Annotated in this window: 20 protein-coding genes; 8 read left to right on the forward strand and 12 right to left on the reverse strand. The window is 74.7% G+C overall.

Features of this window, described 5'->3' with window-relative positions:
- Window positions 1–2 precede the first annotated feature (2 nt).
- From ACFYUY_RS09805 to ACFYUY_RS09820, 4 genes are all read right to left on the reverse strand, one after another.
- A complete protein-coding gene (locus tag ACFYUY_RS09805) occupies window positions 3–719 on the reverse strand; it encodes a hypothetical protein (protein ID WP_360208469.1) in 717 nt (238 codons plus the stop codon).
- Window positions 716–4,960, reverse strand: coding sequence for an NEW3 domain-containing protein (locus ACFYUY_RS09810; protein ID WP_387899736.1), 4,245 nt, complete (start codon window positions 4,958–4,960; stop codon window positions 716–718). The genes ACFYUY_RS09805 and ACFYUY_RS09810 overlap by 4 nt, the downstream gene beginning before the upstream one ends.
- A 48-nt stretch (window positions 4,961–5,008) precedes the next feature.
- Window positions 5,009–7,459, reverse strand: coding sequence for a discoidin domain-containing protein (locus tag ACFYUY_RS09815; protein ID WP_387899738.1), 2,451 nt, complete (start codon window positions 7,457–7,459; stop codon window positions 5,009–5,011).
- A gap of 339 nt (window positions 7,460–7,798) precedes the next feature.
- Complete coding sequence (locus tag ACFYUY_RS09820; protein WP_387899739.1) at window positions 7,799–8,953, reverse strand: LacI family DNA-binding transcriptional regulator; 1,155 nt, start codon at window positions 8,951–8,953, stop codon at window positions 7,799–7,801.
- 167 nt (window positions 8,954–9,120) lie between these two features.
- Here ACFYUY_RS09820 and ACFYUY_RS09825 point away from each other — a divergent pair, with 167 nt between their 5' ends.
- The 7 genes from ACFYUY_RS09825 to manA all read left to right on the forward strand — a co-directional run bounded on the left by ACFYUY_RS09825 (window position 9,121) and on the right by manA (window position 19,206).
- A complete protein-coding gene (locus tag ACFYUY_RS09825) occupies window positions 9,121–10,410 on the forward strand; it encodes a sugar ABC transporter substrate-binding protein (RefSeq protein WP_360208457.1) in 1,290 nt (429 codons plus the stop codon).
- Window positions 10,411–10,509: 99 nt separating this feature from the next.
- On the forward strand, window positions 10,510–11,382 hold the full coding sequence (locus ACFYUY_RS09830) for a sugar ABC transporter permease (RefSeq protein WP_360208454.1): 873 nt from the start codon (window positions 10,510–10,512) through the stop codon (window positions 11,380–11,382).
- A 4-nt stretch (window positions 11,383–11,386) separates the two neighbouring features.
- Window positions 11,387–12,358 carry a carbohydrate ABC transporter permease gene (locus tag ACFYUY_RS09835; protein ID WP_387899741.1) on the forward strand — a complete coding sequence of 324 codons (972 nt, stop codon included), beginning with the start codon at window positions 11,387–11,389 and terminating at the stop codon, window positions 12,356–12,358.
- A gap of 65 nt (window positions 12,359–12,423) precedes the next feature.
- Window positions 12,424–13,680 carry a glycosyl hydrolase gene (locus ACFYUY_RS09840; RefSeq protein ID WP_387899743.1) on the forward strand — a complete coding sequence of 419 codons (1,257 nt, stop codon included), beginning with the start codon at window positions 12,424–12,426 and terminating at the stop codon, window positions 13,678–13,680.
- Window positions 13,681–13,716: 36 nt separating this feature from the next.
- Window positions 13,717–16,761, forward strand: a complete 3,045-nt coding sequence (locus ACFYUY_RS09845; RefSeq protein WP_387899745.1) for an alpha-mannosidase — start codon at window positions 13,717–13,719, stop codon at window positions 16,759–16,761.
- 135 nt (window positions 16,762–16,896) lie between these two features.
- Window positions 16,897–17,847: an ROK family protein gene (locus ACFYUY_RS09850; RefSeq protein WP_387899747.1), complete on the forward strand. Its 951-nt coding sequence runs from the start codon at window positions 16,897–16,899 to the stop codon at window positions 17,845–17,847.
- A gap of 24 nt (window positions 17,848–17,871) precedes the next feature.
- Complete coding sequence (gene manA, locus ACFYUY_RS09855; RefSeq protein ID WP_387899749.1) at window positions 17,872–19,206, forward strand: mannose-6-phosphate isomerase, class I; 1,335 nt, start codon at window positions 17,872–17,874, stop codon at window positions 19,204–19,206.
- Here the strand turns inward: manA and ACFYUY_RS09860 are convergent.
- From ACFYUY_RS09860 to ACFYUY_RS09890, 7 genes are all read right to left on the reverse strand, one after another.
- On the reverse strand, window positions 19,170–19,565 hold the full coding sequence (locus tag ACFYUY_RS09860; RefSeq protein WP_360208441.1) for a DUF2267 domain-containing protein: 396 nt from the start codon (window positions 19,563–19,565) through the stop codon (window positions 19,170–19,172). The genes manA and ACFYUY_RS09860 overlap by 37 nt on opposite strands.
- A 291-nt stretch (window positions 19,566–19,856) precedes the next feature.
- The gene (locus ACFYUY_RS09865) at window positions 19,857–20,402 is read right to left on the reverse strand and encodes a thioesterase family protein (RefSeq protein WP_360208439.1); all 546 of its coding nucleotides are present in this window, start codon (window positions 20,400–20,402) and stop codon (window positions 19,857–19,859) included.
- Entirely contained in the window at window positions 20,399–20,710 is a 312-nt protein-coding gene (locus tag ACFYUY_RS09870; protein WP_360208437.1) for a hypothetical protein, read from the reverse strand. Before ACFYUY_RS09870 ends, ACFYUY_RS09865 begins: the two co-directional genes overlap by 4 nt.
- 254 nt (window positions 20,711–20,964) lie before the next feature.
- Window positions 20,965–21,936: a DUF6528 family protein gene (locus ACFYUY_RS09875; RefSeq protein WP_387899751.1), complete on the reverse strand. Its 972-nt coding sequence runs from the start codon at window positions 21,934–21,936 to the stop codon at window positions 20,965–20,967.
- A gap of 111 nt (window positions 21,937–22,047) precedes the next feature.
- On the reverse strand, window positions 22,048–23,436 hold the full coding sequence (locus tag ACFYUY_RS09880) for an NAD(P)/FAD-dependent oxidoreductase (RefSeq protein WP_387899753.1): 1,389 nt from the start codon (window positions 23,434–23,436) through the stop codon (window positions 22,048–22,050).
- 105 nt (window positions 23,437–23,541) lie between these two features.
- A complete protein-coding gene (locus tag ACFYUY_RS09885; RefSeq protein WP_360208431.1) occupies window positions 23,542–24,039 on the reverse strand; it encodes a flavoprotein in 498 nt (165 codons plus the stop codon).
- Between the two features lie 154 nt (window positions 24,040–24,193).
- Entirely contained in the window at window positions 24,194–24,679 is a 486-nt protein-coding gene (locus ACFYUY_RS09890; protein WP_360208428.1) for a cysteine/serine endopeptidase inhibitor, read from the reverse strand.
- 255 nt (window positions 24,680–24,934) lie between these two features.
- Between ACFYUY_RS09890 and ACFYUY_RS09895 the strand changes: the two genes are divergently transcribed.
- Window positions 24,935–25,132 (forward strand): hypothetical protein, encoded by a 198-nt coding sequence (locus ACFYUY_RS09895; protein ID WP_387899755.1) that lies wholly within the window; start codon window positions 24,935–24,937, stop codon window positions 25,130–25,132.
- A 121-nt stretch (window positions 25,133–25,253) separates the two neighbouring features.
- On the opposite strand, the gene ACFYUY_RS09900 is transcribed toward ACFYUY_RS09895, so the two are convergent.
- Window positions 25,254–26,294: an enolase C-terminal domain-like protein gene (locus ACFYUY_RS09900; RefSeq protein WP_387899757.1), complete on the reverse strand. Its 1,041-nt coding sequence runs from the start codon at window positions 26,292–26,294 to the stop codon at window positions 25,254–25,256.
- Between the last annotated feature and the right edge of the window lie 85 nt (window positions 26,295–26,379).

Genomic DNA, 26,379 nt, shown 5'->3' on the forward strand with positions numbered 1-26,379 from the left:
TCTCAGTGGCGGTGGTGGTTGTCGGGCTGGTCCGGGTCGCCGGGGTGTTCGAGGCCCTCGACGAGGGTGAGGCGGCGGGCGCGCTGGTGGTCGAGCCAGCGGACGAAGGCTGCGCGGCGGGCGGCGTCCCGCAGGGCGGGGGCGGGGTCGGGCGGCCGGGGAGGGGCGGAGGTGGCGAGCAGGGCGGCGGTCCACGGGCCCGCGGTGACCCACCGGCCCGCCGGGGCCGCGCGGAGGGCGTCGGCGAGGGCCAGCGGGAGGGTGTCGGGGTCGGCCTCGATCTCGCCGTCGGGGAGGGCGAGGCGCCAGGTCCGGGCGGGTGGGCGGGCGGTGAGTTCGCGGTAGCGGGCGACGTCCGCGGGCGCGGCCTCGACCTCGGCGGTCACGGCGTCGTGGACGGCGCGGACGGCCGCGCTGCCCTCGTAGGCGGCCGCCGTGATGGAGCCGAGCTCGACGGCGGCCCGCTGGTCGAGCCGGGCGGGGCCGGAGGCGTCGACCGGCAGCCCGCGCTCGGCGGCGACGGCCTCGCAGAGCGCCTCGGTCAGCAGCACCTGGGCGACCCACCGGGTGAGCTGCCGGTCCTCCGGGCTCCCCGGCTGCGGCAGGGCGGTGGCGCGCGGTCCGGCCCGCAGGGCGGCCAGCCGCCGGTCGAGCGCGGTGCGCGGCAGGGGGCGGCCGTCGAGCAGGCCGAGGGCCCGGTCGGCCGCTCGGCCGGTCATGCCCGCACCTCCAGGGCGACGGTCGGGGCGTACTGGCAGCGGCCGAACCACATCACCTTGGCCAGGGCCCAGGAGGAGCCGGGGGCGAGCGATTCGGGGGCGGAGATCGTGTAGTCCACGGTGACGGAGGAGCCGGCCGGGACGGTGAAGCCGCGCACCGGCTCGGCGATCGCCTCCCACGTGCCCCACGGCGAGACGAGCTGGAGCTCGCCGCGGATCTCTCCGCACGTCCGGTTGGTGAGTGTGACGCCGAGCGTGGCGCGGCCGCCGGGGGCGACCCGTACCGTCCGGTTCGGGGCGTCGACGTCCAGGCCGGTGTCCCGGCCGGTGAGGGCCTTGGTGCCCTGGGCGGCCGTCCAGTCCTCGGGTGATTCCCCGGCCGCGGGGAGCAGGGCGGGGAGCTCGCCGACGGCGATCGTCACCACGTCCTCGATCTGCTGCCCGTCGTGGTCGATCCGGACGGCCGCGAAGTGCAGTCCGGGCCGGGCGCCGGCCGGCGGGGTCAGGGTGACCGGGAAGCGCAGGTGCCCTCCGGGCTCCAGCCGGTAGGGGCGGCTGCCGGGGGCGGCGGTCCAGCCCTCGGGCGGCAGCACCACGGCCGTGCCCTCGACGGCGGTGTCGCGCAGCTGCGAGGCGAGGGCAACGGAGAGGGTGACGGGCTCCCCGGCCGTCCGCAGCAGGCCGGGCGAGGCGCCGACGGAGACGGGCAGGTAGCCGAGGGGTGCGGGGCCGCGGTTGTGCAGCCAGTAGCGGGCGTGCACGGGCTGGGCGGCTTCGGCGGCCGGGCCGAGCAGCGGGCCGTCCGGCGGCGCCGCGACGCCGGGGGTGGCCAGCAGGGTGGCGATCCGGGAGCCGGTGAGGTGCACGGTCCCGGTGGCTGCGCCGGATTCGCCGGTGGCCCGTTCGAGCAGGTCGGCGTGGTGCAGCGGGCCGAGGCCGAGCGCGCCGGTGAGCCGTGCGGTCCGGCCGAGGCCGGTCGATTCGAGCAGCCGGAGGGCGAGTTCGGGCCCGGTGGGTGCGGCCGAGCCGTGGGCGATCGGGTTCCCGGCGGGTTTGAGGGTGCCGAGCAGGACCTCCCGCTGCGGCTCGACCCGCAGCCAGGACAGCGTGGCGGGGAGCGGGCCGTCGTGGGCGGGGGCGAGCCGGGCGTGCAGGGGGTGGTTGAACTCCTGGCCCTGGGCGGGCAGGGCCTGGTCCCGCCAGTCGCCCGGGCCGCCGACCAGCGCGTAGTGGAACTCGTGCGTCCAGTGCTGGAGTTGGAAGGAGGCGCCGTCGGGCAGGGTGCGCCGGGGCGGGTCGATCCAGACGCCGGAGGGCCAGCCGGTGCAGGAGCGCATCAGGGAGAGGTGGAGGGCTCCGGTGGGGTCGACGGCGAATCCGGGGAGTCCGAAGCTCAGCAGGGCGACGGTGTGGTCGACGAGGCGGTCCGCGACGGGGACGGGGCAGACGGCGGTGATCCGGGCGTCGGCGAGGTCGGCGACGAGGGTGTCCGGGTCGGCGACCACGAGGGCGGGCAGCGCCCGCAGGTCGCGCAGGTCGGCGTCGGGCCGCCAGACGTCGGCGAGCGGGGTGAGGGCGGGGATCCAGACGGCACCGTGGGCCTTGAGCACCGTCGCGTACTCCTCGCCGGCGCGTTCGATCAGCTCCCGGGCCGCGGCGTTGCGCTCCGGACCGCCGAGGACGATCCGGACGTCGGGCAGATTGGAGTCGACCTCGAGCCAGCCGTAGCGCGCCCAGTCGGCGCCGGAGGTGGTGGCGGTGACGCCGGCCCGGGCGAGGGCGACGACCAGGGGCCGGGCGTCGGCGGCGTCGTCCAGGGCGGGGACGACGACCTCGGCCACGCCGAGGGCCCGGGTGCCGGTCGAGGTGCCCGCCGGGTCGGTCAGTTCGGCCCGTGCGGTGGCGCCGAGCCCGAACCAGGTGTTCGCCGGGTTGTCGAGGGTCCAGGGCGCCTCCGCCGAATCGACGTCCGGCAGGGCGAAGCCGCGGCCGATGACCGCACCGGCGACCTCGCTGACGGGGAGCGCGCCGGGCAGGTCGACGGGGAAGCGCAGCCGCAGCAGGCGGTCGGCTCCGGAGTGGTCGACGACCCGGGTGCGGCAGTCGACCCGGTCGAGGCCGTGCCAGAGCGTCACGGTCTGCTCGTAGCGGATCCCGTCGACCGACCCAGCGATCAGCAGCCGTTCGCCGAGCGGGCCGGTCTCCCGGCGGACCGTCGCCGCGGCGTCGCCGGAGCCGAGCACCGGGCCGCTGGGCACCAGGTGCCAGGGGCCCTCGCCGAAGTCGGGGTGCTGCGGGTACTCCTGGTACACGCGCAGCTCGTTGCCGATCCGGCCGTCCCGGATCAGCTCGCGGTCGTGGGCGAGGTCCTGGACGGAGCTGAGCCCGCCGCCCCGGGCGGGTTCGGCGGTGACCCGGTACCGGCCGTTGGCGATGGTGCTGCCGGGGGCGGCCGTCCAGGCCGGGGGCGGCGTGCCGTCCACCAGCCGCCAGGTGCGCCAGCCGAGGGCGGGGACGTCGGTGGCGAGGAAGTGCAGGGTGCCGTGGTCGACGGCGCTGGGCACGGGTTCGCCGCGGTCGTCGAGCACCCGGACCGACCGCCCGTCCGGGGGCAGCGGGACGGCCACCAGGTCGGTGCGGTCGAAGGAGAGGGTGTTGGTCACCACGACGGCCCGGCCGGCTCCGGTGGTGCGGATCCGCGAGGCGAGCGCGTCCAGGGCCGTGTCGCGCACGGCGGTGGCGAGGTCGTGCGCCTCGCGCCAGCCGCCGAGCAGGTCGAGGTAGACCTGGTCGGACTCGGAGCCGGTGATGGCGTCGTGGTGGGCGCCGTAGGCGAGGTGGCGCCAGACCTTGTCGAGCGCGGCGGACGGGTAGCGGCCGAGTCCGTGGACGGCGGCGAGGGTGGCGAGCTTCTCGGCGTCGACCGCCGCGACCTCACCGGCCCGCTGGGCCTGTTTGGTGTCGATGTACGAGACGTCCTTGCCGGTGTAGACCGGGTTCATGTCGCGGGTCTGCGGGCTGGGCCGGCGGCCGGTGGCGGCGAGTTCGGCCCGGACGGCGTCGAGGAAGTCGCGGGGGACGGCGCAGACGAAGCGCGGCCAGAGGTACTTGGCGGCCCAGGAGCGGTGGATCGCGGTGACCCACTTGTTGGGCGGGGTGTAGTCGGTGCCGACGGGCAGCAGCAGGTTCTTCGTCGCCCCGACGGGCTTGAGCTTGCGGTACAGCTCGTAGACGGCCTGTTCGGCGGTGGCGAGGTCGGGTGCGGAGTCCATCCACCAGCCGGCCGAGTAGTGGTGCGGCATGTAGTGGGTGAGCACGCCCTCCCCGGAGGGCGCGATCCACTCGAACTCGCTCGGGAACTGCATCACCCGGGCGTCGTCCTTGGCCTCGCGGAAGTTCTTCTGGATCGGTCCCCACTGGTGGAAGGGGCCGCGGGCCCAGGCGCTGCCGGTGAGGCCGGCCGCGGCGAGGTGGCCGGGGAACTGCGGGTCGTGCCCGAACACGTCGAGCTGCCAGGCGGTTCGCGGGTCGCCGCCGAGCACGTCGCGCTGGTAGCCGATGCCGTGGACGATGTTGCGGATGGTGGTCTCGGCGCCGGTCAGGTTGGTGTTGGGCTCGTTGTAGGTGCCGCCGACGAGTTCCACCTGGCCGCGTTCCAGCAGCCGCCGCAGGGTCTCGCGGCGCTCCGGGTGCTGGTCGAAGTACGGTTTCAGGTAGTCGACTTCGGCGAGGACGAACTTGTAGACCGGGTCCCGCAGGGCGAGGTCGAGGTGGGCGTCGACGAGGGCGAAGCCGTTGCGCTCCCAGAGCGGCCGGGTGGTGGCGTCGGCGGAGAGCAGCTCCCAGGGGGAGGTGTAGGCGGCCTGGGTGTTCCACCAGACCGGGTCGTAGTGGAAGTGCGAGACCAGGAACATCGTCCAGCCGGGCTCGGCGACCTCGACGACGCCCTGCGCGGACGCCTCCTCGGCGGCGACCCGCCCGGACGCGTCCCCGGCGCCCCGCGCGGCCGGGTGCCCGGCCGTCACGGTGACGGCACGGTGCTCGCCGGGGCGGGCACCGGTGATCTCCAGGGGGACGTCGACCGTCCCCGTGCCGGTCGCCGCGCCGCGCACGCCCGGGCCGCCGACGGTGATCCGGGCGGGCTCCGGGCCTTCGAGCGTGACCCGCAGCACTTGGCGCGGGGCGTCCTCCGGCCCGACGAACAGGTCCGTACTCTCGACGGCGGTGATGGTGACCGGCACGGGGTGGTCCTTTCCGACGGAGGGGCTGGGGGCTGTCCGGTGGACTCCCTAGACTCCCCAGGCCTCGAACTCGTAGATGCGGGCGGCCGGGTCGGTGGTCTGGGTGGGTTTGGTGACGACCAGCCGGACGTAGCGGGCGGTGGTGGCCACGGGGTGGGTGGTGGTGGCGGCGGTGTTGCCGGTGACGGTGGCGACGGTCGTCCAGGGGTCGGTGCTGGTCGAGCGGACCTGGATCGAGAAGTCGCGCGTGTTGTAGGACGCGCTCTCGCCGCCCGCCGACGCGTGCTTGACCACGAACCGGGACAGCTGCTTCGCCGAGCCGAGGTCCACCTCCAACCACTTTCCGCTGGTCAGTGTGCACCACTTGTCGCCGTTGCCGCCGTTGACACTGCCGTTGACGGCCTTGGCCGGGCCCTCCGCGGCGTTGCACTGGCCGGAGGCGGTGGCGGGGCGGTTCAGCGCGAGGTTGCTGCCGGTGGAGGGGGTGCCGTTCCAGCCGACCGTGGTGGAGGCGGCCGTGGAGCGGCCGTAGGTGGTGGAGACGGCCTCGACGTCCAGCGTGGTGGTGTCCTCGGTGCCGGCCCGGTCGAGCCTGCCGACGAAGTAGGCGTCGTTGGGCGTCGCGCCGAGGAAGGTCCGACTGCCGTCGGCGTTGCGGCGGTACACCTCGTAGTGGTGGACGTCGCCGCCCGGGGCGGCCGTCCAGGAGAGCCGCAGGGACTGGCTGCTGCCGGCGGTCACGTCGCTCGCGCCGAGGACGGTCAGGCCGGTGGGTGCGGCGGGGGCGGTGGCGGCGCCGTCGTGCACGGCGAGCTGGCCGATCCGCACGTCGTACGCCGGGTCGGCGCCCTCAGCCCGGAGCCCGATCTGGGCGATCGTGCGGCCGGCGTACGGGGAGAGGTCGAGGCTGTGCTTCTCCCATCCCGTACCGGAGTTCGCGCCGAGGTCGAGGGTGGTGAAGGTGCTCGGCGCGTCGGTGAAGGAGACCGCGGCCTTGAGCTTGGTCGGCCCGGCGGCCGGGGTCCTGACCACCACGTCCAGCCGGGTGTCCGCCGCGACGGGCAGCCGGGTCTCGTACAGCCGTACGGTGTTGGCGGCGTCCAGGGTGCCGGTGAGGCGCAGCGAGGAGCCGCCCTGGTAGGCGTCGGTGAAGTCGACGGAGGGGGTGAGCCGGCTGCCGGCCGAGTCGACCGTCCAGCGGTAGGTGGGCGGGACGTCCTGGAGGGACAGGTTGTTCCAGCCGCCGGTGGCCACCCGGGTGCCGGCCGCGTTGTAGAAGTCGCCCTGCCCGGTGTTGAAGTTGGTGACGAAGGGCTTGCTCGTGACGGGCGAGGACTCGGCGACGTAGCCGGCCAGGCCGGGCCAGGCCGCGGCGGGGTCGGCGCGGGACGGGTCGCCGTTCGGGCCGACCCAGTAGCGGGCGTCCTTGGCGTAGAAGTCGGCGCGGTCGGTGGCGGACTTCCAGGTCCACTCGGGCCGGTAGAGGCCGAGCGAGGTGGTGTGCGGCTGCCCGGCGGGGAAGAGGGTGTTCCAGTCGACGCCGGTGTTGTAGCCGTTGGCCTCGGTGTCGATGCCGGAGTAGAGGTCGTACTCGCTGCGGCCGAGTTGCCGGGCCAGCGCGCGCGAGGAGTCCAGGCCGGACCGGCTCCAGTCGAAGTTCAGGAACATCGAGTCCGCGGTGCGTTTCGAACCGTCCTGGAGGAAGGGCGAGTTGGCGGAGGTGAGGGCGTTCTGCCAGTTGACCGCGCCGGAGGTGGTCATGGCGTCGTACCACATGAACTCGGTGCCGCTCCGGGCCTTGGTGTACTGCATGAGGTTGCGCACTTCGGTGGCGAGTGAGGAGTCGCCGCCGCCGGTCTCCTGGTTGATGAACCAGCCGTCGAAGCCGTAGTACTGGGCGGCCTGGGCGAGCTTGTCGGCGACGGGGTAGCGGCTGCCGGACTTCTGGACGAAGTCGCGCACCCACTGGGTCTGGCCGCCGTAGGCGGCGGGCGGGAAGAACACGGTGCCGTAGACCTTGACGCCGTTGCGGTGGGCGGCGTCGATGACGGTCGGGTTGGGGGCGAGGATCAGGCCCTCGCCGGCCGAGCCGCCCCAGAACACCAGTTTGTCGACGTACTGCCAGTAGCCGAAGGCGTAGTAGTTGGGGTCGGCGGAGCCCTGCGAGGGGTTGTTGGAGGTGGGGCCGAAGGAGACCAGCGAGGCGATCCTGCCCTCGCCGGCCCGGGCGTTGGGGTTGGCCCTGAGCGCCGGGTCGCTGGTGCGCGGCTGGAGCGGGACGCGGGAGCGGTTGAACCGGGCGTCCGGGTCGGTGGCCGGGTCCCAGGTGAGGATGGTGTCGGGGTACCAGTACGAGGCGTAGGGCTGGTTGCCCGCGGCGGCGGCGGCCGCCGGCCCGGGCGCGGCGACCGCTGCCGGGTCGGCCCGGGCCGCGGGGGTGGCGGTCAGGGCGGCCGTCGCGAGGGCGGCGCTGAGCAGCAGGGGGAGGCGTCGTGACATGCGGTGGCTCCGATCGGGCGGAGGGGGTGGGGGCGGGCCCGCCGTGGTGTGCGGGGCCCGGCTGCATGTGGGCGTGCCGGTGCTGGGAGCTGGTCGGTGCCGGTCCGGGCGGCACCGGGGCGCGTGGCGCCGGAGTACGGGGCACCGGAGTGCGTGGCGCCGACGGGCGTGGTGCCGGAGTACGGGGCGCCGTTGCGCGCGTGGTGCGGGAGGTACCGGGGTGGCGGCACGGGTGGGGGTCCTCGCCGCTGCGGTGGTTCCCCGGGCGTACGGGGCGCAGCGGGAGCCGGACGGAGTGCGGCGGAGCGCGCCGAGCGGCTCCCGCTCGGCGCTGCGAGGCTAAACCGGTTCAGAACCGCTGTCAACGACTCGCGCAGGAACCACCCCGGGGAGCGAACCGGCCCCGGAACGGGCCGCCGCCCCGGCGGCCGGCCCGGCCGTGGAGGGGGTCGCCGGAGCGGCGGGGGCACCGCCGGGGGCGCCCGGCGGCGAGGTGGACTCCCGGACGGTCAGCCGCGGCGTGGGCATCTGCAGGTCCCGGCCTGGCCCGGCCCCGTCGAGGGCCTCCAGCAGGCTGCGGGCCACCTGCTCGCCGAGCGCGAAGGTGTCCCGGCTGAGCGCGGTCAGCGGCGGGTGGACGATCCGGGCGAGCACCGAGTCGTCGAAGGACACGATGGACAGCTCGCCGGGCACCGCGACGCCCATCTCCCCCGCCACGCCGAGCCCGGCGACGGCCATCACGTCGCTGTCGTAGACGATCGCGGTGGGCCGCCGGGCGCGGGAGAGCAGCGTGCGGGTGGCGGCCGCACCCTCGGCGTCGCTGAAGTCGGTGGGCACCGAGACGGCTTCCTCCAGGCCGAGCCGGCGGGAGGCGTCGCGCAGCGCGCGGATCCGGCGCTGGGTGTGCTGGAAGTGCGGCAGCCCGGCCAGGTGGGCGATCCGGCGGTGCCCGACGGCGGCCAGGTAGTCGACGATCGAGAGCATCGCCTCCCGGTCGTCGGCCCAGATCCGGAGCTGGTTGCCGCCCTTGCCGGGGCCACCGAGGACGACGGCGGGCAGCCCCAGTTCGTCCAGCACGGGCAGTCGCGGGTCCCTGACCTGCAGGTCGACCACGATGAAGCCGTCGACCCGGTGCTCGGAGGCCCAGCGGCGGTAGACCCCGATCTCGGCGGCGGTGTCCTCGACCACCATCAGGTGCAGCGCGACCGAGCTGGCCGAGAGCACCGCCTGGAGTCCGGAGAGCAGCTGGCTGAAGAACGGCTCGACGCCGATGGTGCGGGCCGGGCGGGCGATCACCAGGCCGACGGCGTCGGACCGGGCGCCGCCGAGGGCCCGGGCGGCGCTGTGCGGGCGCCAGTTCATCTCCTCCGCGACCCGCAGGATCCGGGCCCTGGTCGCCTCGCTGACGCCCGGGCGGCCGTTGAGCGCGAAGGACACCGCGCCCTTGGAGACACCGGCCTGGCGGGCGATGTCGGCGATCGTCGGTCTGCCCAAGGGACCCGACTCCTCTCTTGACATCCAAGTTTAGGCGGGAGCATAGTCCCTGCCATAGCTAGACCGGTTTAGTTGGTTGGACAGTACGTGAGTCAGGTGCCGGAATCCGGCACGACCCCCGAGCTCGGCACGATCCCCCACCCACCCCCCAGGACCGGGAGACCCTCATGCGAAGAATCTGGGCGGCACTGACGACGACGGCCCTCACCGCGGCGGCGCTCACCGGCTGCGGACTCGGCTCCGGCGACACCAAGAACGGCGACAGCGTGGCGAGTGCGGCCGCCACCGGCGAGGTCAAGGGCAAGGTCTCGCTGCAGACCTGGGCGCTCAAGCCGAAGTTCACCGACTACGTGCAGGGCGTGATCGACGGCTTCAAGAAGAAGTACCCCGGCGTCGAGGTCGAGTGGCTCGACCAGCCCGGGGAGGGCTACTCGGACAAGGTGCTCAGCCAGGCCGCCGCCGGCACCCTGCCCGACGTGGTCAACCTCCCGCCGGACTTCGCCCTCCCGCTGAGCAGGAAGGACCTCCTGCTGGACGTCGCCAAGGCCGACCCGAAGCTCGCCGACGAGTACGTCGCCGGCGGCGTGGACGCCTACCGCTTCGCCGGCCGGCAGGGCGTCTTCGGCTACCCCTGGTACCTCAACACCGATGTGAACTACTGGAGTTCCGAACTCCTCACGAAGAACGGACTGGACCCGAAGAAGCCCCCGACCAGCCTGGACGAGCTCATCGCCCAGGCCCGGGTGATGAAGGAGAAGTCCGGCGGCCAGACCTACCTGATGAGCCGCAAGCCGGGCCTCGGGGACCTCTACAACGCCGGCGTGAAGATCATGTCCGACGACGGCACGGCCTTCACCTTCAACACCCCCGAGGCCGCCGCGCTGCTCGACAAGTACCGGGACGCCTTCAAGGAGGGCCTGCTGCCCAAGGACGTCCTGACCAACACCTACGCCGGGAACACCAAGCTGTTCAACGCGGGCACCGTAGCCTGGACGACCGCGGGCGCCAACTACATCACCAGCCTCGCCACCGACAACCCGACCCTCGCCCCGAAGGTCGTCTCCTCACCCGCGTTCGCCACCCCGCCGCTGTACGTCCAGGGCCTGTCCATCCCCAAGAACACCAGGAACCCGGCCGCCGCGGTCGCCCTCGCCCGCTGGGTCACCAACGCCGAGAACCAGGCCGCCTTCGCCCACCTGACCAGCATCTTCCCGTCCACCAAGGCCTCCGCGAACGACCCGTTCTTCAGCAAGGGCGACGGCACCAACGCGGGCGACGCCAAGGTGGTCGCCTTCACCTCGCTGGCCAAGGCCAAGCTGATCCAGCCCGTCCAGGTCGACGACGCGATGAGCACCGTCATCAACCAGCAGATCGCCCTCGCCATCAGCGGCGACGCGAGCTCCAAGCAGGCGCTGGACACCGCCGTGGAGCAGTGCGACAAGCTGCTCAAGGGCTGACCCCGGCACGCTCCGTCCGACCACCGGCGACGCGGCGGGCCCCCACCCGCCGCTCCCGGGCACGACCCGCACCACCCCAGGCCCCAGGAAGGCAGGCGCATGACCCACCGGCGTTGGTTCACCCCCTGGCTGCTCGCCGGGCCCGCGATCGTCTGGCTGGCCGTCTTCAACCTCTGGCCGGCCGTCAACACGGTGATCCTGTCCTTCACCAACGCCAAGCCCCTGGGCGGCGGCCGCTTCACCGGCCTGGAGAACTACGGCCGCCTGCTGGACGACGCGCAGCTCGCCGACGCCCTGCTCAACAGCATCGTCTTCATGCTGGTCTGCCTGCCCCTGCTGACCGTCCTGCCGCTGCTGCTCGCCCTGCTCGTCCAGCGGAGGATCCCCGGCATCACCTTCTTCCGCACCGCCTTCTACACCCCGGTGATCGCCTCGGCCGTCGTGGTGGCGCTGATCTGGGGCTGGGTCCTGGACGACCGGGGCCTGGTCAACGGACTGCTCCGGCAGACCGGGCTGGCCGACTCCCCGGTCTCCTTCCTCACCGACCGCTGGCTGCTGCTGTTCAGCGCGATCGCCCTGACCGTCTGGAAGGGCCTCGGCTACTACATGGTCATCTACCTGTCCGCCCTCGCCAACGTCCCGCGCGAGCTGCACGAGGCGTCGGCCGTGGACGGCGCCGGGCCGGTCCGCCGGTTCTGGCACGTCACCCTGCCCGGGGTCCGGCCGACCATGGTCCTGGTCTCCGCGCTGATCTCGGTGAGCTCGCTGCGCGTCTTCTCCGAGCTGTACGTGCTCTCCAACGGCCAGGGCGGCCCCGGCGGGCGGGACATGTCGGTGGTGATGCTCATCCAGATGTACAGCCGCGGCTTCAACGGCCACCTCGGCTACGCCTCGGCGCTCAGCCTGCTGCTGTTCGTCGTCACGCTCGGCCCGATGCTGTTCCTGATGCGCCTGAACCGGAAGGCGGCCTGATCCCGTGACCACCGTCCGCCCGAACACCGCGGGGGCCCCCGGAGCGGCCCCGGCCCCCGCGGAGCCGGCCGCCGCCGGGACCGCCGGGTCCCGCGGGGGCTCCCACACCTCCCGCGCCCCCCGCACCTCCCGGGGCTCCCGGAGCTTCAACACCGCCTCCCCCGCCCAGACCGCCGTGCGCTACCTGCTCCTGCTGCTCGTCCTGCTGCTGGTCGTCGGCCCCTTCCTGTGGCAGCTCTCCACCTCGCTCAAGGGCCCCGCCGAGGACGTCTTCACCCGCACCCCCGTCTTCGTGCCCGAGCAGCCCACCCTCGGCAACTACGGCAAGGTCGCCGAGACCATCCCGGTGTGGACGTACGCGCTGAACTCGGTGATCGTCGCCGCGGTCTGCATCACCGGCAACGTGGTCGGCTGCACCCTGGCCGGCTATGCGCTCGCCCGGCTGCGCTTCCGCGGCGCCAGGCTCGTCCTCGGGCTCTTCCTCGCCACGCTCGTCCTGCCCGGCGAGGTCACCATCGTCTCCCAGTACGTGCTGGTGCGCGGTCTCGGCCTGGCCGACACCCTGGCCGGCGTCGCCCTGCCGGGCTCGATCGCCATGCTCAACGTGCTGCTGATGCGCACCGCCTTCGCCGCCGTGCCGGTCGAGCTCGACCAGGCCGCGCTGGTGGACGGCGCCACCGTCTGGCAGCGGCTGTGGCACATCGGCCTGCCGAACGTGCGCGGCATGATCAGCGTGATCGTGATCTTCACCTTCATCGGCGCCTGGGACGACTTCCTCTGGCCGCTGATCGTGCTCAACGACCCGCAGAAGTACACCCTCACCGTCGGGCTCCAGTACCTCAACGGCACCTTCTCCGCCAACCCCCGGCTGATCGCGGCCGGCACGATGATCGCCTTCCTGCCGATCGTCGTGGTGTTCGGCGTCTGCCAGCGCTTCTTCTTCAAGGGCGTCGAGGAGGGAGCCGTCAAGGGGTAGGTCCACTCCGGACCGGCCCCGGCGCCACCGTCCGCACGCCCCCACCACGTCGAGGAAGCCATCCGATGACCACCGCTCCCCGCTTCGGCGTCAACTACACCCCCAGCGTCGGCTGGTTCCACCACTGGCTCGACTTCGACCTCGACGCCGTGCGCGCCGACTTCGACTCCATCGCCGACCTCGGCCTGGACCACGTCCGGGTCTTCCCGCTCTGGCCGCTGTTCCAGCCCAACCGCAGCCTGATCCGCCCGCGCGCCGTCGACCAGCTGGCGGACCTGGTGGTCGCGGCCGGTGAACGCGGGCTGGACGTCGCGGTGGACGGCCTGCAGGGCCACCTGTCGAGCTTCGACTTCCTGCCCTCGTGGACGCAGACCTGGCACCGGCGCAACCTCTTCACCGACCCCGAGGTCGTCGAGGGCCAGGCCGCCTACCTGCACACCCTCGCCGGAGCGCTGCGCGGGCGGCCCAACTTCCTCGGCATGACGCTCGGCAACGAGATCAACCAGTTCTCCGGCGGGCCGCACCCCGACCCCGACCGGGCCACCCCCGCCGAGGTCGAGGCCTGGCTGCGCCGGATGCTCGACGCCTGCGAGTCGGCCGCCCCCGGCCGGCTGCACCTGCACGCCTCCTACGACGCCGCCTGGTACCTGGACGAGCACCCGTTCACCCCCTGGCACTCGGCCCGGCTCGGCGCCGCCACCGCCGTGCACTCCTGGGTGTTCAACGGCACCGCCCAGCGCTACGGCGCCCACTCCACCGCCACCGCGCAGCACGCCGCGTACCTGGTCGAGCTCTCCAAGGCCTGGGCGGACGACCCGGCCCGCCCGGTCTGGCTGCAGGAGGTCGGCGCGCCGGCCCCGCACATCACGCCGGAGGACGCCGCCCGGTTCACCGGCGCCACCGTCGAGGCCGTGCTGGACTGCCCGGACCTCTGGGGCGTCACCTGGTGGTGCTCCCACGACGTCGACCGGTCCCTCGCCGACTTCCCCGAACTCGAGTACAGCCTGGGCCTGCTGACCACCGGGCGGAAGGTCAAGCCGGCCGGCACCCGGCTCGCCGAGGCCGCCGCCGAGGCCCGCCGCTCCTGGCGGCCGCCCCGGCCGCGCAGCACCGCCCTGGTGGTCGCCACCGGCGACGAGGTGACCTCCCCGAAGCGCTCGGTCTGCGGCCCCGGCGGCCCGGTGTACGAGGCGTTCATGCGCCTCGCCGAGGACGGCGCCCGCCCGACCACCGTCCTCGCCGAACGCGCCGAGGACCGCGCCCACCTCGCGGCGCGCGGAATCACCGAGGTGGTCCACCCCGACGACGTACCTTGCCCGTAGTCCGACCCCCTCAGTCACCCAACGGAGCCCGCTGACATGCACGATGACCGCACCCTGGTGGAATCCCGTCTCAAGCGCGTCCTGGACGAGCGCATCCGCCCCGCCGTCTACCCCGAGTCCGTCCCGCTGGAGGTCGGCATCTGGACGGCCCCCGGCGAGCCCGTCCCGGTCGCCGAGGGCCTGGCCGCTCCGCGCGCCCCGATCGCGGTCGGTGACGCGTGGGGCGCCCCCTGGGGCACCAGCTGGATCACCGTGACCGGCACGGTGCCGGCGGCCTGGGCCGGGCGGACGGTCGAGGCGCTGATCGACCTCGGCTTCGACGCCAACATGCCCGGCTTCCAGTGCGAGGGTCTGGTCTACCGCCCGGACGGCACCCCGGTGAAGGGCCTCAACCCGCAGAACCAGTGGGTGCGGATCGCCGCCCCCGCGGCCGGCGGCGAGCAGGTGCTGCTGCACGTCGAGGCGGCCTCCAACCCCGTCATCCTGGACTACCACCCCTTCCTCCCCACCGAGTTGGGCGACCGGGAGACGGCCGGCGACCAGCCGCAGTACAAGCTGGCCCGGATGGACCTCGCCGTCTTCGACGAGACGGTCTGGCAGCTGGTGATGGACCTGGAGGTGCTCGGCGAGCTGATGGCCGAGCTGCCGGTGGAGGGCGCCCGCCGCTGGGAGCTGCTGCGCGCGATCGAGCGGGCGCTGGACGCCGTCGACCTTCAGGACGTCAACGGCACTGCGGCCGCCGCGCGTTCGGAGCTCGCCGGGGTGCTGGCCGCGCCCGCCGCGCCGTCCGCGCACCGGATCGGCGCGATCGGCCACGCGCACATCGACTCGGCCTGGCTGTGGCCGCTGCGCGAGACCGTGCGCAAGGTCGCCCGCACCACCGCGAACATGACCGCGCTGCTGGAGGACGAGCCGGACTTCCTCTACACGATGTCCCAGGCGCAGCAGTACGCCTGGATCAAGGAGCACCGCCCCGAGGTGTACGCCAGGGTCCGGAAGGCCGTCGCCGAGGGCCGGTTCGTCCCGGCGGGCGGCATGTGGGTCGAGTCCGACACCAACATGCCGAGCTCGGAGGCGATGGCCCGGCAGTTCGTGCACGGCAAGCGGTTCTTCCTGGACGAGTTCGGGGTGGAGAACCAGGAGGCCTGGCTTCCGGACACCTTCGGGTTCACCGGCGGCCTGCCGCAGATCATCCGCAACGCGGGCTCGAAGTGGCTGCTGACGCAGAAGATCTCGTGGAGCCAGGTGAACCGGTTCCCGCACCACACCTTCCTCTGGGAGGGCATCGACGGGACCAGGATCTTCACCCACTTCCCGCCCGTGGACACCTACAACTGCTCCATGAAGGGCAGCGAGATCGCCCACGCGGCACGGAACTTCAAGGACAAGGGGGTGGCCCGGCACTCCCTCGCCCCGACCGGCTGGGGCGACGGCGGCGGCGGCACCACCCGCGAGATGGTCGCCAAGGCGGCCCGGCTGAAGGACCTGGAGGGCTCGGCCACCGTCCGCTGGCAGAAGCCCGCCGAGTTCTTCGCCGAGGCCGAGGCCGAGTACCCGGACCCGCCGGTCTGGGTCGGCGAGCTCTACCTGGAGCTGCACCGGGCCACCCTGACCAGCCAGGCCAAGACCAAGCAGGGCAACCGGCGCAGCGAGAACCTGCTGCGCGAGGCCGAACTCTGGTGCGCCACCGCCAGCTTGCGCACCGGCGCGGAGTACCCCTACGAGCAACTCGACCGGATCTGGAAGACGGTGTTGCTGCACCAGTTCCACGACATCCTGCCCGGTTCCTCCATCGCCTGGGTGCACCGCGAGGCCGTGGCGACCTACGCGGCGCTGGCCGAGGAGCTGGGGGAGCTGATCGCGTCGGCGCAGCGGGCCCTCGCCGGGGATCACCGGGGCGAGCACGAGCTGGTGTTCAACGCGGCGCCGCACCAGCGTTCCACCGTCCCGGCCGGGGGCGCCGCCGTGGTGGCCCCGCCGGCGGAGGGCTGCACGCTGGCCGAGCGCCCCGAGGGCGGCTACCTGCTGCGCAACGGCCTGCTGGAGGTCGTGGTCGACGCGGAGGGCCTGGTGTCCTCGGTGGTCGAGGTCGCGAGCGGACGGGAGAGCGTCGCCCCGGGCACCCGCGCCAACCTGCTGCAGCTGCACCCCGACTTCCCCAACATGTGGGACGCCTGGGACGTCGACCGGTTCTACCGCAACACCGTCACCGACCTGACCGGGGTGGACTCGCTGACCGTCTTCGCGGAGACGGCGGAGACGGTCTCCGTCCGGGTCGTGCGCTCCTTCGGCTCGTCCACCGCCGTCCAGACGCTCACCCTGCGGGCGGGCGAGCAACGGCTGGACGTCGAGACCCTGGTGGACTGGCACGAGACCGAGAAGTTCCTCAAGGCCGCCTTCCCGCTGGACGTCCACACCGAGCGGTACGCCGCCGAGACCCAGTTCGGCCACCTCTACCGGCCCACCCACACCAACACCAGTTGGGACGCCGCCAAGTTCGAGGCCTGCAACCACCGCTTCGTCCACCTCGACGAGCCCGGCTGGGGCGTCGCCCTGGTCACCGCCTCCACCTACGGCCACGACGTCACCCGCACCGTGCGCGAGACCGACGGCGGCACCACCACCACCGTCCGCTTCTCGCTGCTGCGCGCGCCCCGCTTCCCCGACCCGAGGACGGACCAGGGCGTGCACCGCTTCCGGCACGCCCTCGTGCCGGGCGCGGCGATCGGCGACGCCGTCCGCGAGGGCTACCGGATCGGCCTGCCCGAGCGGCGGATGACCGGCAGCGTCGAGCGGGTCGCGCCGCTGGTGGCGGTGGACCACGACGCGCTCGTGGTGAGCGCGGTCAAGCTCGCCGACGACCGCAGCGGGGACCTGGTCGTCCGGGTCTACGAGGCCGGCGGCGGCCGCGCCCGGGGCCGGCTGAGCACCTCCTTCCCGCTCGCCGGCGCCGTCCCCTGCGACCTGCTGGAGCGGCCCTGGGACGGCACCCGTGGCGAGGTGTCGGTGGTGGACGGCGCGGTCCACCTCGCGCTGCGCCCGTTCGAGCTGGTCACGCTCCGGCTGACCGCCGCCGGCTGAGCGACGGCGCTGTTCTACGCTGAGCGGCGCCCCGGCCCTCCCGGCCGGGGCGCCGGGCACCGCCGGCCCCATCGGCCCGCCCCGCCCGCCAGCCCACCCAGTCCGCCCGTCCGCACCCGCCTGGAGCCCGCCGCGATGACCCGCACCCCGCCGCCCGCCGCCGCCCCGCTGTTCGCCGCCGTCGACATCGGCGGCACCAAGATCGCCGGGGCGCTGGTCGACGGCGGGGGCCGGCTGCGGCACCGGCTGCAGCTGCCCACCCCCGCGCAGGAGCCGGGCCCGGCCGTGCTCGCCGTCGTGCACCGGGTGCTGGACCGGCTCGCCGACACCGCGGACTGGGCCGGTGTGACGGCCGTCGGGGTCGGCAGCGCCGGACCGGTCGACCTCGCCGACGGCACCGTCAGCCCGGTCAACATCCCCGGCTGGCGCGGCTTCCCGCTGGTCGCCGAGGTCGCCGCGCACCCGGCGGTGGCCGCCCGCGGGCTGCCCGTACGGCTCGCCGGCGACGGCGTCGCGATGGCCGCCGCCGAACACTGGCAGGGCGCGGCCCGCGGTGCCGCCAACGCGCTCTGCCTGGTGGTGTCCACCGGCGTCGGTGCCGGCCTGGTGCTCGACGGCGCGGTGCGGCCCGGCCCCAGCGGCAACGCCGGCCACCTCGGGCACATCAGCGTCGACCTGGACGGCGAGCCCTGCCCGTGCGGCTCGCGCGGCTGTCTGGAGGGCCTGGCCAGCGGCACCGCGATCGCGCGGCGCGCCCTCGCCGGGGGCTGGCGCCCGAGCGGGGAGGACCGCTCGGCGCGCGCCGTCGCCGCCGACGCCGCCGCGGGCGACGGGATCGCACTCGCCGCCTTCGACCGCGCCGCCCAGGCCCTGGCCGCCGGGATCGCGGCCACCGCCGCCCTGGTCGACCTCCAGCGGGTGGTGGTCGGCGGCGGCGTCGCGACCGCCGGCGACGTCCTGTTCACGCCGCTCGCCCGCCACCTCGACCACTACGCCACGCTGTCCTACGTCCGCGGCCTGGACGTGCGCCGCGCCGAACTCGGCACCGACGCCGGGCTGATCGGCGCGGCCGCGCTCTGCCGCTGACCCGCCCCACCGGAGGCCCGCGCCATGCCGCTCCCGCCGTTCGCCCTGCTGCACAACCCGGTCCGCGCCTACGCGTGGGGCTCGACCACCGCGATCCCCGAGCTGACCGGCACCCCGGGCACCGGCGCCCCGCAGGCCGAGCTGTGGATGGGCGCGCACCCGTCCGCGCCGTCCGCCCTCGGCCCCGCGGACGGGGCCGGCGGTCCGCGGCCGCTGGACGGGCTGATCGCGGCGGACCCGGACGGGCTGCTCGGGCCGGAGACGGTGCGACGGTTCGGCCCCGGGCTGCCGTTCCTGTTCAAGGTGCTGGCCGCCGACCGGGCGCTCTCCCTCCAGGTCCATCCGACCCGGGCCCAGGCGGTGGCCGGCCACGCCGCCGAGGACGCCCGGGGCGTTCCGCGCGACGCACCCGGCCGGGTCTTCCGGGACCGCGGCCACAAGCCCGAACTCATCTGCGCCCTGGGTGACTTCGATGCACTGTGCGGCTTCCGTCCGGCCGCCGGGACGGCCGGGCTGCTGGAGGCGCTGGACGTCCCGCTGCTCGCCCCCTGGGCCACCGCGCTGCGGACCCGGCCGGCCGCCCAGGCGCTGCCCGCGCTGCTGCGCGGCGCGCTGGCCACCGACCGGCCCACCGGTTCGCAACTCGCCCCGGTGGAAGCGGCCTTGCGGCGTCTCGCGGGCTCGGGCGGCCGGTACGCCCGGGCCTGCGCGGCCTACGCCCGGGTCGCCGCGCAGTACCCCGGGGACCCGGGGCTGCTCGCCGCACTGCTGCTCAACCACGTGCCGCTCGCCGCCGGCCAGGCGCTGTACCTGGACGCCGGTGTCCCGCACGCCTATCTCCGCGGCGTGGGCGTGGAGTTGATGGCCAACTCGGACAACGTGCTGCGCTGCGGGCTGACCGCCAAGCACGTCGACGTCGACGGCCTGCTGGCGGTCACGTCCTTCCGCACCGGCGGGCCCCGGGTGCTCGAACCTCAGCCGTGGGGCCCGGTCGAGGCCGGCTTCCGCTCCCCCGCCGAGGAGTTCCGGCTCTCCCGGCTGCGGCCGGGCGCGACGGCCGTCCGGGTCGAGCTGCCCGCCCCGCAGATCCTGCTCTGCGTCGCGGGCCGGGCCCGGCTGCGCGCGCCCGGGCACCCCGACCTGGCGCTGCCGCCGGGTGCCTCGGCCTACCTGCGGCCGGGGGCCGGGCCGGTCGAGCTGACCGGCCCGGGCTCGGAACTGTTCCGGGCCACCACGGGGGAACCGCCCACCCGGGCCACCACCGGCGCCCCGGCCCGGTCCGGCGCCGGCGCGCCCGCGCGGGCCGGCAGGGCTTCGCCTGCTCAGGCCGGCAGCGGGTGGCCGAACAGCAGGTCGTAGCCGTCCGGAAGCTGCTGGAGCACCCGGTCGATCAGCCCGTCCGGGGCGAGGTCGGCGACGGTGCTGAGGACCGCCCCGACGTCCCACTGCGCGGTCGTCCCGGTCGCCCCGTCGATCCAGCCGCCGACCGCCTGCACGAAGCGCTCGGCGGTCAGCGGCTCACGGGCGGGGGCGGCGTCGCGCAGTAGGGCGGCACAGGTCTCGGGCAGGGCGTCGGCGAGCTCGATCCGCTCCGCGCCCACCAGGTGCTCGCCCAGCAGCCCGAGGACGACCCGGACGGCGTGTTCCGCCTCGGCGTCGCCCCGGTACTCCCCGCGTTCGACGACACGGGCGCGGAACTCCTCCCAGGCGATGGTCATCGCGTCCTCCTTCCGGGTCGGCGGAGTCTGCGGGACCGGTGCCGGTCGGGCCGGACGCCGGTGGCGGCGGGGTCCGGTCGGCGGCTCCGTCGCTGCCCGTGACCGGCCGTGGGCCGCACCGGTGCCCGTGCTGCTCAGCGTAGTCCTGCGCCGGGGCCGCGGGGAGCCCGGCCGGGCGGATCGACGCCGTTGTCGATCACGCCGCCGGCCCGGGCCGCCGTGGGGGTGGGCCCGGGAGCCGGGGCCCGGAGCGGGGCCGCGCGGCAGTCCGCCGGGGTGGCCGGTCCGCCCTCAGGCCGCCGAGGCGCGACAGTGCCGCCGGGTGCGGCGCGTCGAGGAGAACCCGGGCCGGGCCGCTACGCGCTGTTGCGGCGCCACCGGAGGCGCGGTCGGCGGTGCCGCGACCGCCCGCACGGCCTCCGGCATAAACGCGGCGAGAAATCTCCGCTCGTTCGAGCTGAGTTTCCTCGACCGGCCGGATTCGCGGTCCCGGGCGACCACCACGGTTCTCGCCCGCATAAACGTGAGCGGATCCCGGCAGACATTCACCACGACGTGCGCGGAACTCCGCCCGAGGCGTTCCACGGTCAGCCGCACCGACAATGGCTCGGGCCGGTGGTGCAACTGCTCCAGGTAATCGATCTCGTGCCGCGCGATGATGAATCCGGACGAGAACAGGGATTCCCGGACGGCGGTCGCGTGGTGGCAGAACAGGTCGTAAATCCCCTCCTGGACGTAACCGATCAGCCGGACGTTGTTGATGTGCCCGTTCTCGTCGACGTCGCTCCACCGGGTGGGGCAGGACAGCACGTGCACGCCCGGGTGCAGCGCGCTCACTGCTGCATCGACCCGGCGCCGCCCGCCACGGGCAGCAAGGCGCGCCGCAGCCTCGCGTAGTAGCCCGAGTGCTCGGCCGCCATCCGGGCCGCCGTCCAGCCCTCCTCGGCGGCCTCCGCGGCGGCCTGGACGACCAGGCTGTCGAGCACCGCGTCCACCGAGCGGCAGAGCTCGGCGACCGCCGCGAGGCGCTCGGTGACGGCGGCGCCGCCGGCCGGATTCCGCGCCGGGAATGCCGCCAGCGAGTCCACCGCGAGCTGCAGATCGTCGATCGCGCCCGGCAGGTCTTCCGAAAGGCAATTCTGCATGTTTTTCTCCAGGACTTATCACGGCCATTACGGCCCGGTAACCAGCGTTCGAATGCACCGGATCGGTGTCGGCCCCCCGACGCCTTCGACGCTATCCCAGTCGGAGCGGGTCGGCGGATGGTTTGCGGACGGTACCGGGAAACTCACTTCCATTGGAGTAGTTTGCCGGGGTACACAATATGCCCCATCAGCCGAATGCCGTCGGCAGATCGGGTGGTTTCACCGACCCGACCGGCAGAATCCGCTACCGTGCGTCACGGATCTGCTACCGCCCTCCCCCACCAGCGTGCCTTGTAGAGGTGCGTCCCGCGCAGGGCCCGCACCCCGTCCGGACGGTGCAGGGTGATCACCGAGGTGCACCAGTCGCACGGCCCCGTGTGGTCCGGGGCGGCGGTGAGGATCCGCCCGGTGCCGGGCTCGTCGCCGATGCTCTTCACGTCCCGTTCGGCCGCGGGAGTGCCCAGGTGGACGGGGGTGAAGCGGTCGGCCGACGGGTCGTAGCTCCACAGGTGCTCCAGCGTGCTCACCCAGTACCGGCCGGGCGCGGACAGCACCGGGGCGAGGTCGTGACCGCCGCGGTCCGGCAGCGGGGTCGTCCGCACGACGGTCAGGGTGGGCGCGGCCGGCGTCCCGCCCACCCGCAGCGCGAGCAGCACGTCGTCGCCGAGCGCGAGGAGCAGACCCGTCCGGGCGTCCCGGTGCACGCCGTGGGCCCCGGGCAGCGGGACGGCGGCGTGCGCGGTGGCCCGGGGGCCCTGGGAGGCCGCGTACAGCCGGATCCACCCGCCGCCGCTCGCCACCACCGCGACGTTGCCGTCCGGCAGCAGCTCGGCGCTGTGCGGGTTGGCGGCGCCGCCCACGTCGACGGCCCACCGGGTGCGGCCGGTCGCGGTGTCGACCACCGCGACCAGTCCGCCGGAGGCCGTGGCCAGCAGGTGGCGCCGGCCCTGCCGGATCCGGATCCTCGCCTCGTCCGGGTTGCTCCAGCTCCGTTCGGGCGCGAGGTCCGCCAGGCCGGGCGCCCGGTCGGCGCTCCAGCTCCAGACCACCGGCAGCCGGTCGGGGCCCTGGTAGGCCATCAACTCCTCGGCGCTCTGCAGCACCAGGACCCGGCGCGACGCCTGGTCCACGGCGACGACCGCCCAGCCGGGCGAGCGGGCGCGCGCGCCGGTCGCGGGCACGCAGAGCAGCAGGGCGCACAGGCCCACCAGGATTCTCCTCAGCACGCCCCCACCGTGCGGGCCGCCGGGCGGCTCCGCACGGCGGGGCGTCCGAACGGCCGCGCCCGCCGCCCGGGCCCGGCGGGCCGCGGGGGCCGGGCGCGGGCCGCTCGCGGGTCAGTGCCGCCCGGCGACGACGTCCGCGACCCGGGCGATCGGCGAGGTGGTCGCCCGCCCGGCCGCCTCCTGCCGGTCGGCCGCGTGGTAGGCCGCGTACATCGCGTGCACCCCGATCCAGCGCAGCGGCTCCGGCTCCCAGCGCCGCACGGTGTGGCCCACCCAGGGCAGCCCGGTCAGTCCGGTGTCCCGGCCCAGGACGAGGTCCCGCAGCGTGCGGCCGGCCAGGTTGGTGGTGGTGACCCCGCTGCCGACGTAGCCGCCGGCCCAGCCGAGCCCGCTCGCCCGGTCCAGCTCGACCGTCGCGCACCAGTCCCGGGGGACGCCCAGCACGCCGGCCCAGGCGTGGTCGATCCGGGCCCGGGCCGCGCCGGGGAAGAAGCGGTCGAGGATCGCGCGCAGCTGGCGCACCGTCTCCACCTGGGTGCCGCCGTCCGCGTCGGTGCGGGAGCCGAACCGGTAGGGCACGCCCCGGCCGCCGAGCGCGATCCGGTCGTCGGCGGTGCGCTGCGCGTACATGTAGGCGTGCGCGAAGTCGCCCAGCACCTCGCGGCCCCGCCAGCCCGCCTCCGCCCAGAACGCGGCGGGCAGCGGTTCGGTGGCGATCATCGCCGAGTTCATCGGCAGCCAGGTCCGGCGCTCGCCGCGCAGCCCGGCGGTGAAGCCCTCGGTCGCGCGCAGCACGTACTCGGCGGTCACCGTGCCGTGCGGCGTCACCGCCCGGGGGCGGCCGTACGCGGTGCCCGGCAGGATCGCGGTGACCTCCGTCCCCTCGTGCACCGCCACCCCGAGGTCCGTGACCACCCGGGCCAGCCCGCGGGCCAGCTTGGCCGGCTGGATCCGCGCGCCGTACGGGGACCAGGTGCCGCCGAGGGCGCCCGCGACGGCGATCCGGTCGGCCGTCTCCTTGGCGCCGAGCAGCTCGACCCGGCCCTCGCCGTACCCGCGCTCCGCCTCGGCGAACTCCCGCAGCCGGGCCAACTGGGCCGGGTTCCTGGCCACTTCGAGCACCCCGCCGCGCACCACGTCGGCATCGATCCGCTCGGCGGCCGCGACGTCGACGACCTCGCCGACCGACTCGTCCATCGCCCGCTGCAGCGCGGCGGCGGCGCCCCGGCCGTACCGTCTGGCGAAGGCGCCGCGCCCGGCGAAGCCGTTGTAGAGCCAGCCGCCGTTACGGCCGGAGGCGCCGTAGCCGCAGAAGCGGCGCTCCAGCACCGCGATCCGCAGGGAGGGGTCGGCCTTCTTGAGGTAGTACGCCGTCCAGAGCCCGGTGTAGCCGCCGCCGACGATGCACACGTCCACGTCGGCCCCGCCGGGCAGCGGCGGCCCGGGCTCCGGGAGCCCGCTCGCCGCGTACCAGAACGACACCTCGCCGTTGACCGCCACCGGATCCTCCTGCACCGTCGCTGACCTGCCCGGACGCTACTCCCTCCGGTTCGTCCCCGAACACCGGCACAGTGCCAGGATCCGCGATCCCGGCCAGTCACCCTGTCAGTCGGCGACGACGTCCAGCAGGTGCGTCGTCCAGCCGTGCTCGCCGGGCTCGGGGTCCACGAACCGCACGCCCATCCTGCGCAACCGGTCCAGGCTCTCCTCGTACGCCGGGTGCGCCGCCTGCGCCGAGCTCACGCACGGCTGGACCACCACCGGCATGCCCAGGCCGTAGGACTCGCAGAGGATGCCGAGCGCGAGGGTGTCCGAGATCCCCGCCGCCCACTTGTTGATCGTGTTGAACGTGGCGGGGGCGACGATGATCGCGTCCGGGTCCGGCAGCGGGCGGGGGTCGCCGGGCCTGCGCCAGGCGGAGCGGATCGGGTATCCCGTCCGCGCCACGATCGCCTCCTGGTCGATGAAGCCCATGGCCTGCGGGGTCGCGACCACGCCGACCTCCCAGCCGCGCTCCTGGGCGGCCCCGATCAGCTCCTCCACCCCGCCGGCGCCGGCGGTCCCGGCCGCGCACACCACGACGTACAGCACCGGCTTGGTCATCTCCTGGGCTCCCCTCGCGTCACCGACCCGCCACGATACGAGGTCCGGTGGCGGCGCCGGGCCCCGGGCGCCCGCCCCCGCACGCGGCCGGGCCGGGCGGGGGCGGGCCGGAGCGGTCCCGAGGGCGGGGCCGGGCGGTCCGGGGCGGGGCCGGTCAGCCGAGGGTGGAGCCGGTGACGGGCTCGGAGAGCGCCACGGTCGTGCCGTTCAGGCCGGCCTTGACGAACTGCCAGGTGAGTCCGGTGATGACGCCCTTGCCGAGGGGCGCGAGCCGGGCGAAGGCGGGCTGGCTGAGGTCGATGTGGGTGGCGTCGCAGGACGGACACTGGTCCCTGACGGGCACGGTGACGGTCTTGCCCTGGTAGGTCACCTTGACCGAGATGCCCTTGCAGACCGGGTCGTTGTTGGGGTTGGCGGTGGTCCACCAGGTGTGCGAGACGGCGACGAGCATCTGGGTGGCGGCGTTGATCTGGGTGCCGCAGGCGCCGAAGCCGGCGTCGTTGTAGTAGGTGGCCTTGCCGCTCATGGGCTTGTTGATCGGTATCGCGGCGCTGGCGGTGCCGGCGGTGAGGGCGATCAGGGCGGCTGCGGCGAGCGGGGCGCCGGCGAGGATCCTGAGGTTCTTGGCGATGGCGCGCATGGTTCCCTCCAGGCTTTGATCATGTTCATGACATGCATACGGCGATGGAACTTCCCGCGGCCGCGCTCGAGTTCACGGCGACGGGCAAGGCGACGGTACGCGTCGGCGATCTACGTGGTCCAGACCTCCGCACTGTTGTCATGAACACAAGGCAGGGATCTTTACGAATGCGGCCGAAGGGGCGAAGATGCGTGACCGCCCAGCGACGCAGGGTGTTGACAGGCCACCACGCCCGTCCCCCGGAGGCCCCGCCCCATGCGCACCGCACTCGCCGCCCTGCTCCTCGGCGCCGTCCTGATCCCGGCCGCGGCCACACCCGCCGCGGCCGCCACCACCGCGCCCCGCGCGGTCAACCAGGGCTACAGCATCCCGGTCGGCGGGGTCACCGACCTGGGCGCCCTGCCCGTGCTCGGTAGCCTCGGACTGGACTTCGCCCGGTTGCTGGGCCAGTAGCCACCCACCCCCGGAGCCCGCCCGGCGTCACCACGACGGCCGGGCGTCACCACGACGGCCGGACGTCACCACGGCGCCCGGACGTCACCACGGCGCCCGCCGCCCACGCGGCCGTCCCGCGTCACCACGCCCGCTCCAGCGTCCACCGCCGCCGGTCCAGCTCCAGGCCCAGCCCCGGCCCGGCGGCGGGCCGCAGCCACGCGCCGGCGCCGGCCTCGGCCGGGCGCACCGCGTCCGCCCGCCAGGCGGTCTCGCCGTACGCGAACTCCGTCTCCACCGACGGCCCGAGCGCCACCGCCAGGTGCACCCCCGCCGCCGTGGCCACCGGCCCGGCCGGGTTGTGCAGCGAGACGCCCGCCCCCGCCCCCAGGGCCGCGGACACCAGCGACGTCGCCGCCCGGAAGCCGCCCGCGTGCTTGAGGTCGGGCAGCACCCAGGCCAGCAGGCCCTCCTGCAGCGCGGGTTGGAGCTCCGAGAGGTCGGCGGCGAGCTCCCCGCCGGCCAGCGGCGCGATCCCGGCGACCGCCCGCAGGGACGCCACCGGCGCCGCGTCCTCCAGCCACCGCAGCCCCAGCGCCCCCAGTTCGCGGGCCGACGCGAGAACGTCATCCACCCGCAACAGCCCGTGCACGTCGACCATCAGTCCGGCCTGCGGCACCGCCCGCCGCACCGCGACCGCCCGGGCCAGACCCACCCGCAGCCGCACCTCCGCCGGCAAGCCGTCGAACGGCGCGCACTTGACCGCCCGGTAGCCGTCCGCCACCGCCGCCCGCGCCACCTCGGCGAACTCCTCCGGCGTGCGCAGCCGCAGCGCCCGGTCGATGCTGGCGTGCCGCGCGACGGGCCGGGGCTCCGTACCGCCCAGCCAGCGCCAGAGCGGCTGACCGGTGCGGCGCGCCGCGAGGTCGGCCGCGGCCAGCTCCAGCGCGCCGCGCACCGTCCGTACGGCCAGCGGGCCCCGGCGGTTCAGTCCGGCCACCACCGCCGAGACCGACCCGCCCTCGGCGAGCCCGGCCGCGACCGCCGCCCAGACCTCGTCGGCCCCGGGCCCGGCGTCCGAGTACTCGCCCAGCCCGTACGCTCCGTCACCATCGGTCAGCTGCACCACCCGCCAGGTGGTCCCCGCGGACACCCGGGCCTGCAGCAGCTCCAGCACGGGCACCCGCCCGCCCCCCTTTCGCGAACCACCGACCCCGGGAGGGCTGCCCCCCGGCGTCCGGACTTACTTCCGCTCGGCAAGTTAGTAA

Origin of the sequence: Kitasatospora sp. NPDC004745, from assembly GCF_042873275.1 — a bacterium.
In the GTDB taxonomy this organism is placed as follows: Bacteria; Actinomycetota; Actinomycetes; order Streptomycetales; family Streptomycetaceae; genus Kitasatospora.

Coding starts and splice junctions, on each gene's coding strand:
- ACFYUY_RS09825 (WP_360208457.1), top strand. CDS start 9,121: ATGCGAAGAATCTGGGCGGCACTGACGACGACGGCCCTCACCGCGGCG.
- ACFYUY_RS09890 (WP_360208428.1), bottom strand. CDS start 24,679: ATGCGCGCCATCGCCAAGAACCTCAGGATCCTCGCCGGCGCCCCGCTC.
- ACFYUY_RS09830 (WP_360208454.1), top strand. CDS start 10,510: ATGACCCACCGGCGTTGGTTCACCCCCTGGCTGCTCGCCGGGCCCGCG.
- ACFYUY_RS09845 (WP_387899745.1), top strand. CDS start 13,717: ATGCACGATGACCGCACCCTGGTGGAATCCCGTCTCAAGCGCGTCCTG.
- ACFYUY_RS09870 (WP_360208437.1), bottom strand. CDS start 20,710: ATGCAGAATTGCCTTTCGGAAGACCTGCCGGGCGCGATCGACGATCTG.
- ACFYUY_RS09885 (WP_360208431.1), bottom strand. CDS start 24,039: ATGACCAAGCCGGTGCTGTACGTCGTGGTGTGCGCGGCCGGGACCGCC.
- manA (WP_387899749.1), top strand. CDS start 17,872: ATGCCGCTCCCGCCGTTCGCCCTGCTGCACAACCCGGTCCGCGCCTAC.
- ACFYUY_RS09805 (WP_360208469.1), bottom strand. CDS start 719: ATGACCGGCCGAGCGGCCGACCGGGCCCTCGGCCTGCTCGACGGCCGC.
- ACFYUY_RS09895 (WP_387899755.1), top strand. CDS start 24,935: ATGCGCACCGCACTCGCCGCCCTGCTCCTCGGCGCCGTCCTGATCCCG.
- ACFYUY_RS09860 (WP_360208441.1), bottom strand. CDS start 19,565: ATGACCATCGCCTGGGAGGAGTTCCGCGCCCGTGTCGTCGAACGCGGG.
- ACFYUY_RS09850 (WP_387899747.1), top strand. CDS start 16,897: ATGACCCGCACCCCGCCGCCCGCCGCCGCCCCGCTGTTCGCCGCCGTC.
- ACFYUY_RS09840 (WP_387899743.1), top strand. CDS start 12,424: ATGACCACCGCTCCCCGCTTCGGCGTCAACTACACCCCCAGCGTCGGC.
- ACFYUY_RS09815 (WP_387899738.1), bottom strand. CDS start 7,459: ATGTCACGACGCCTCCCCCTGCTGCTCAGCGCCGCCCTCGCGACGGCC.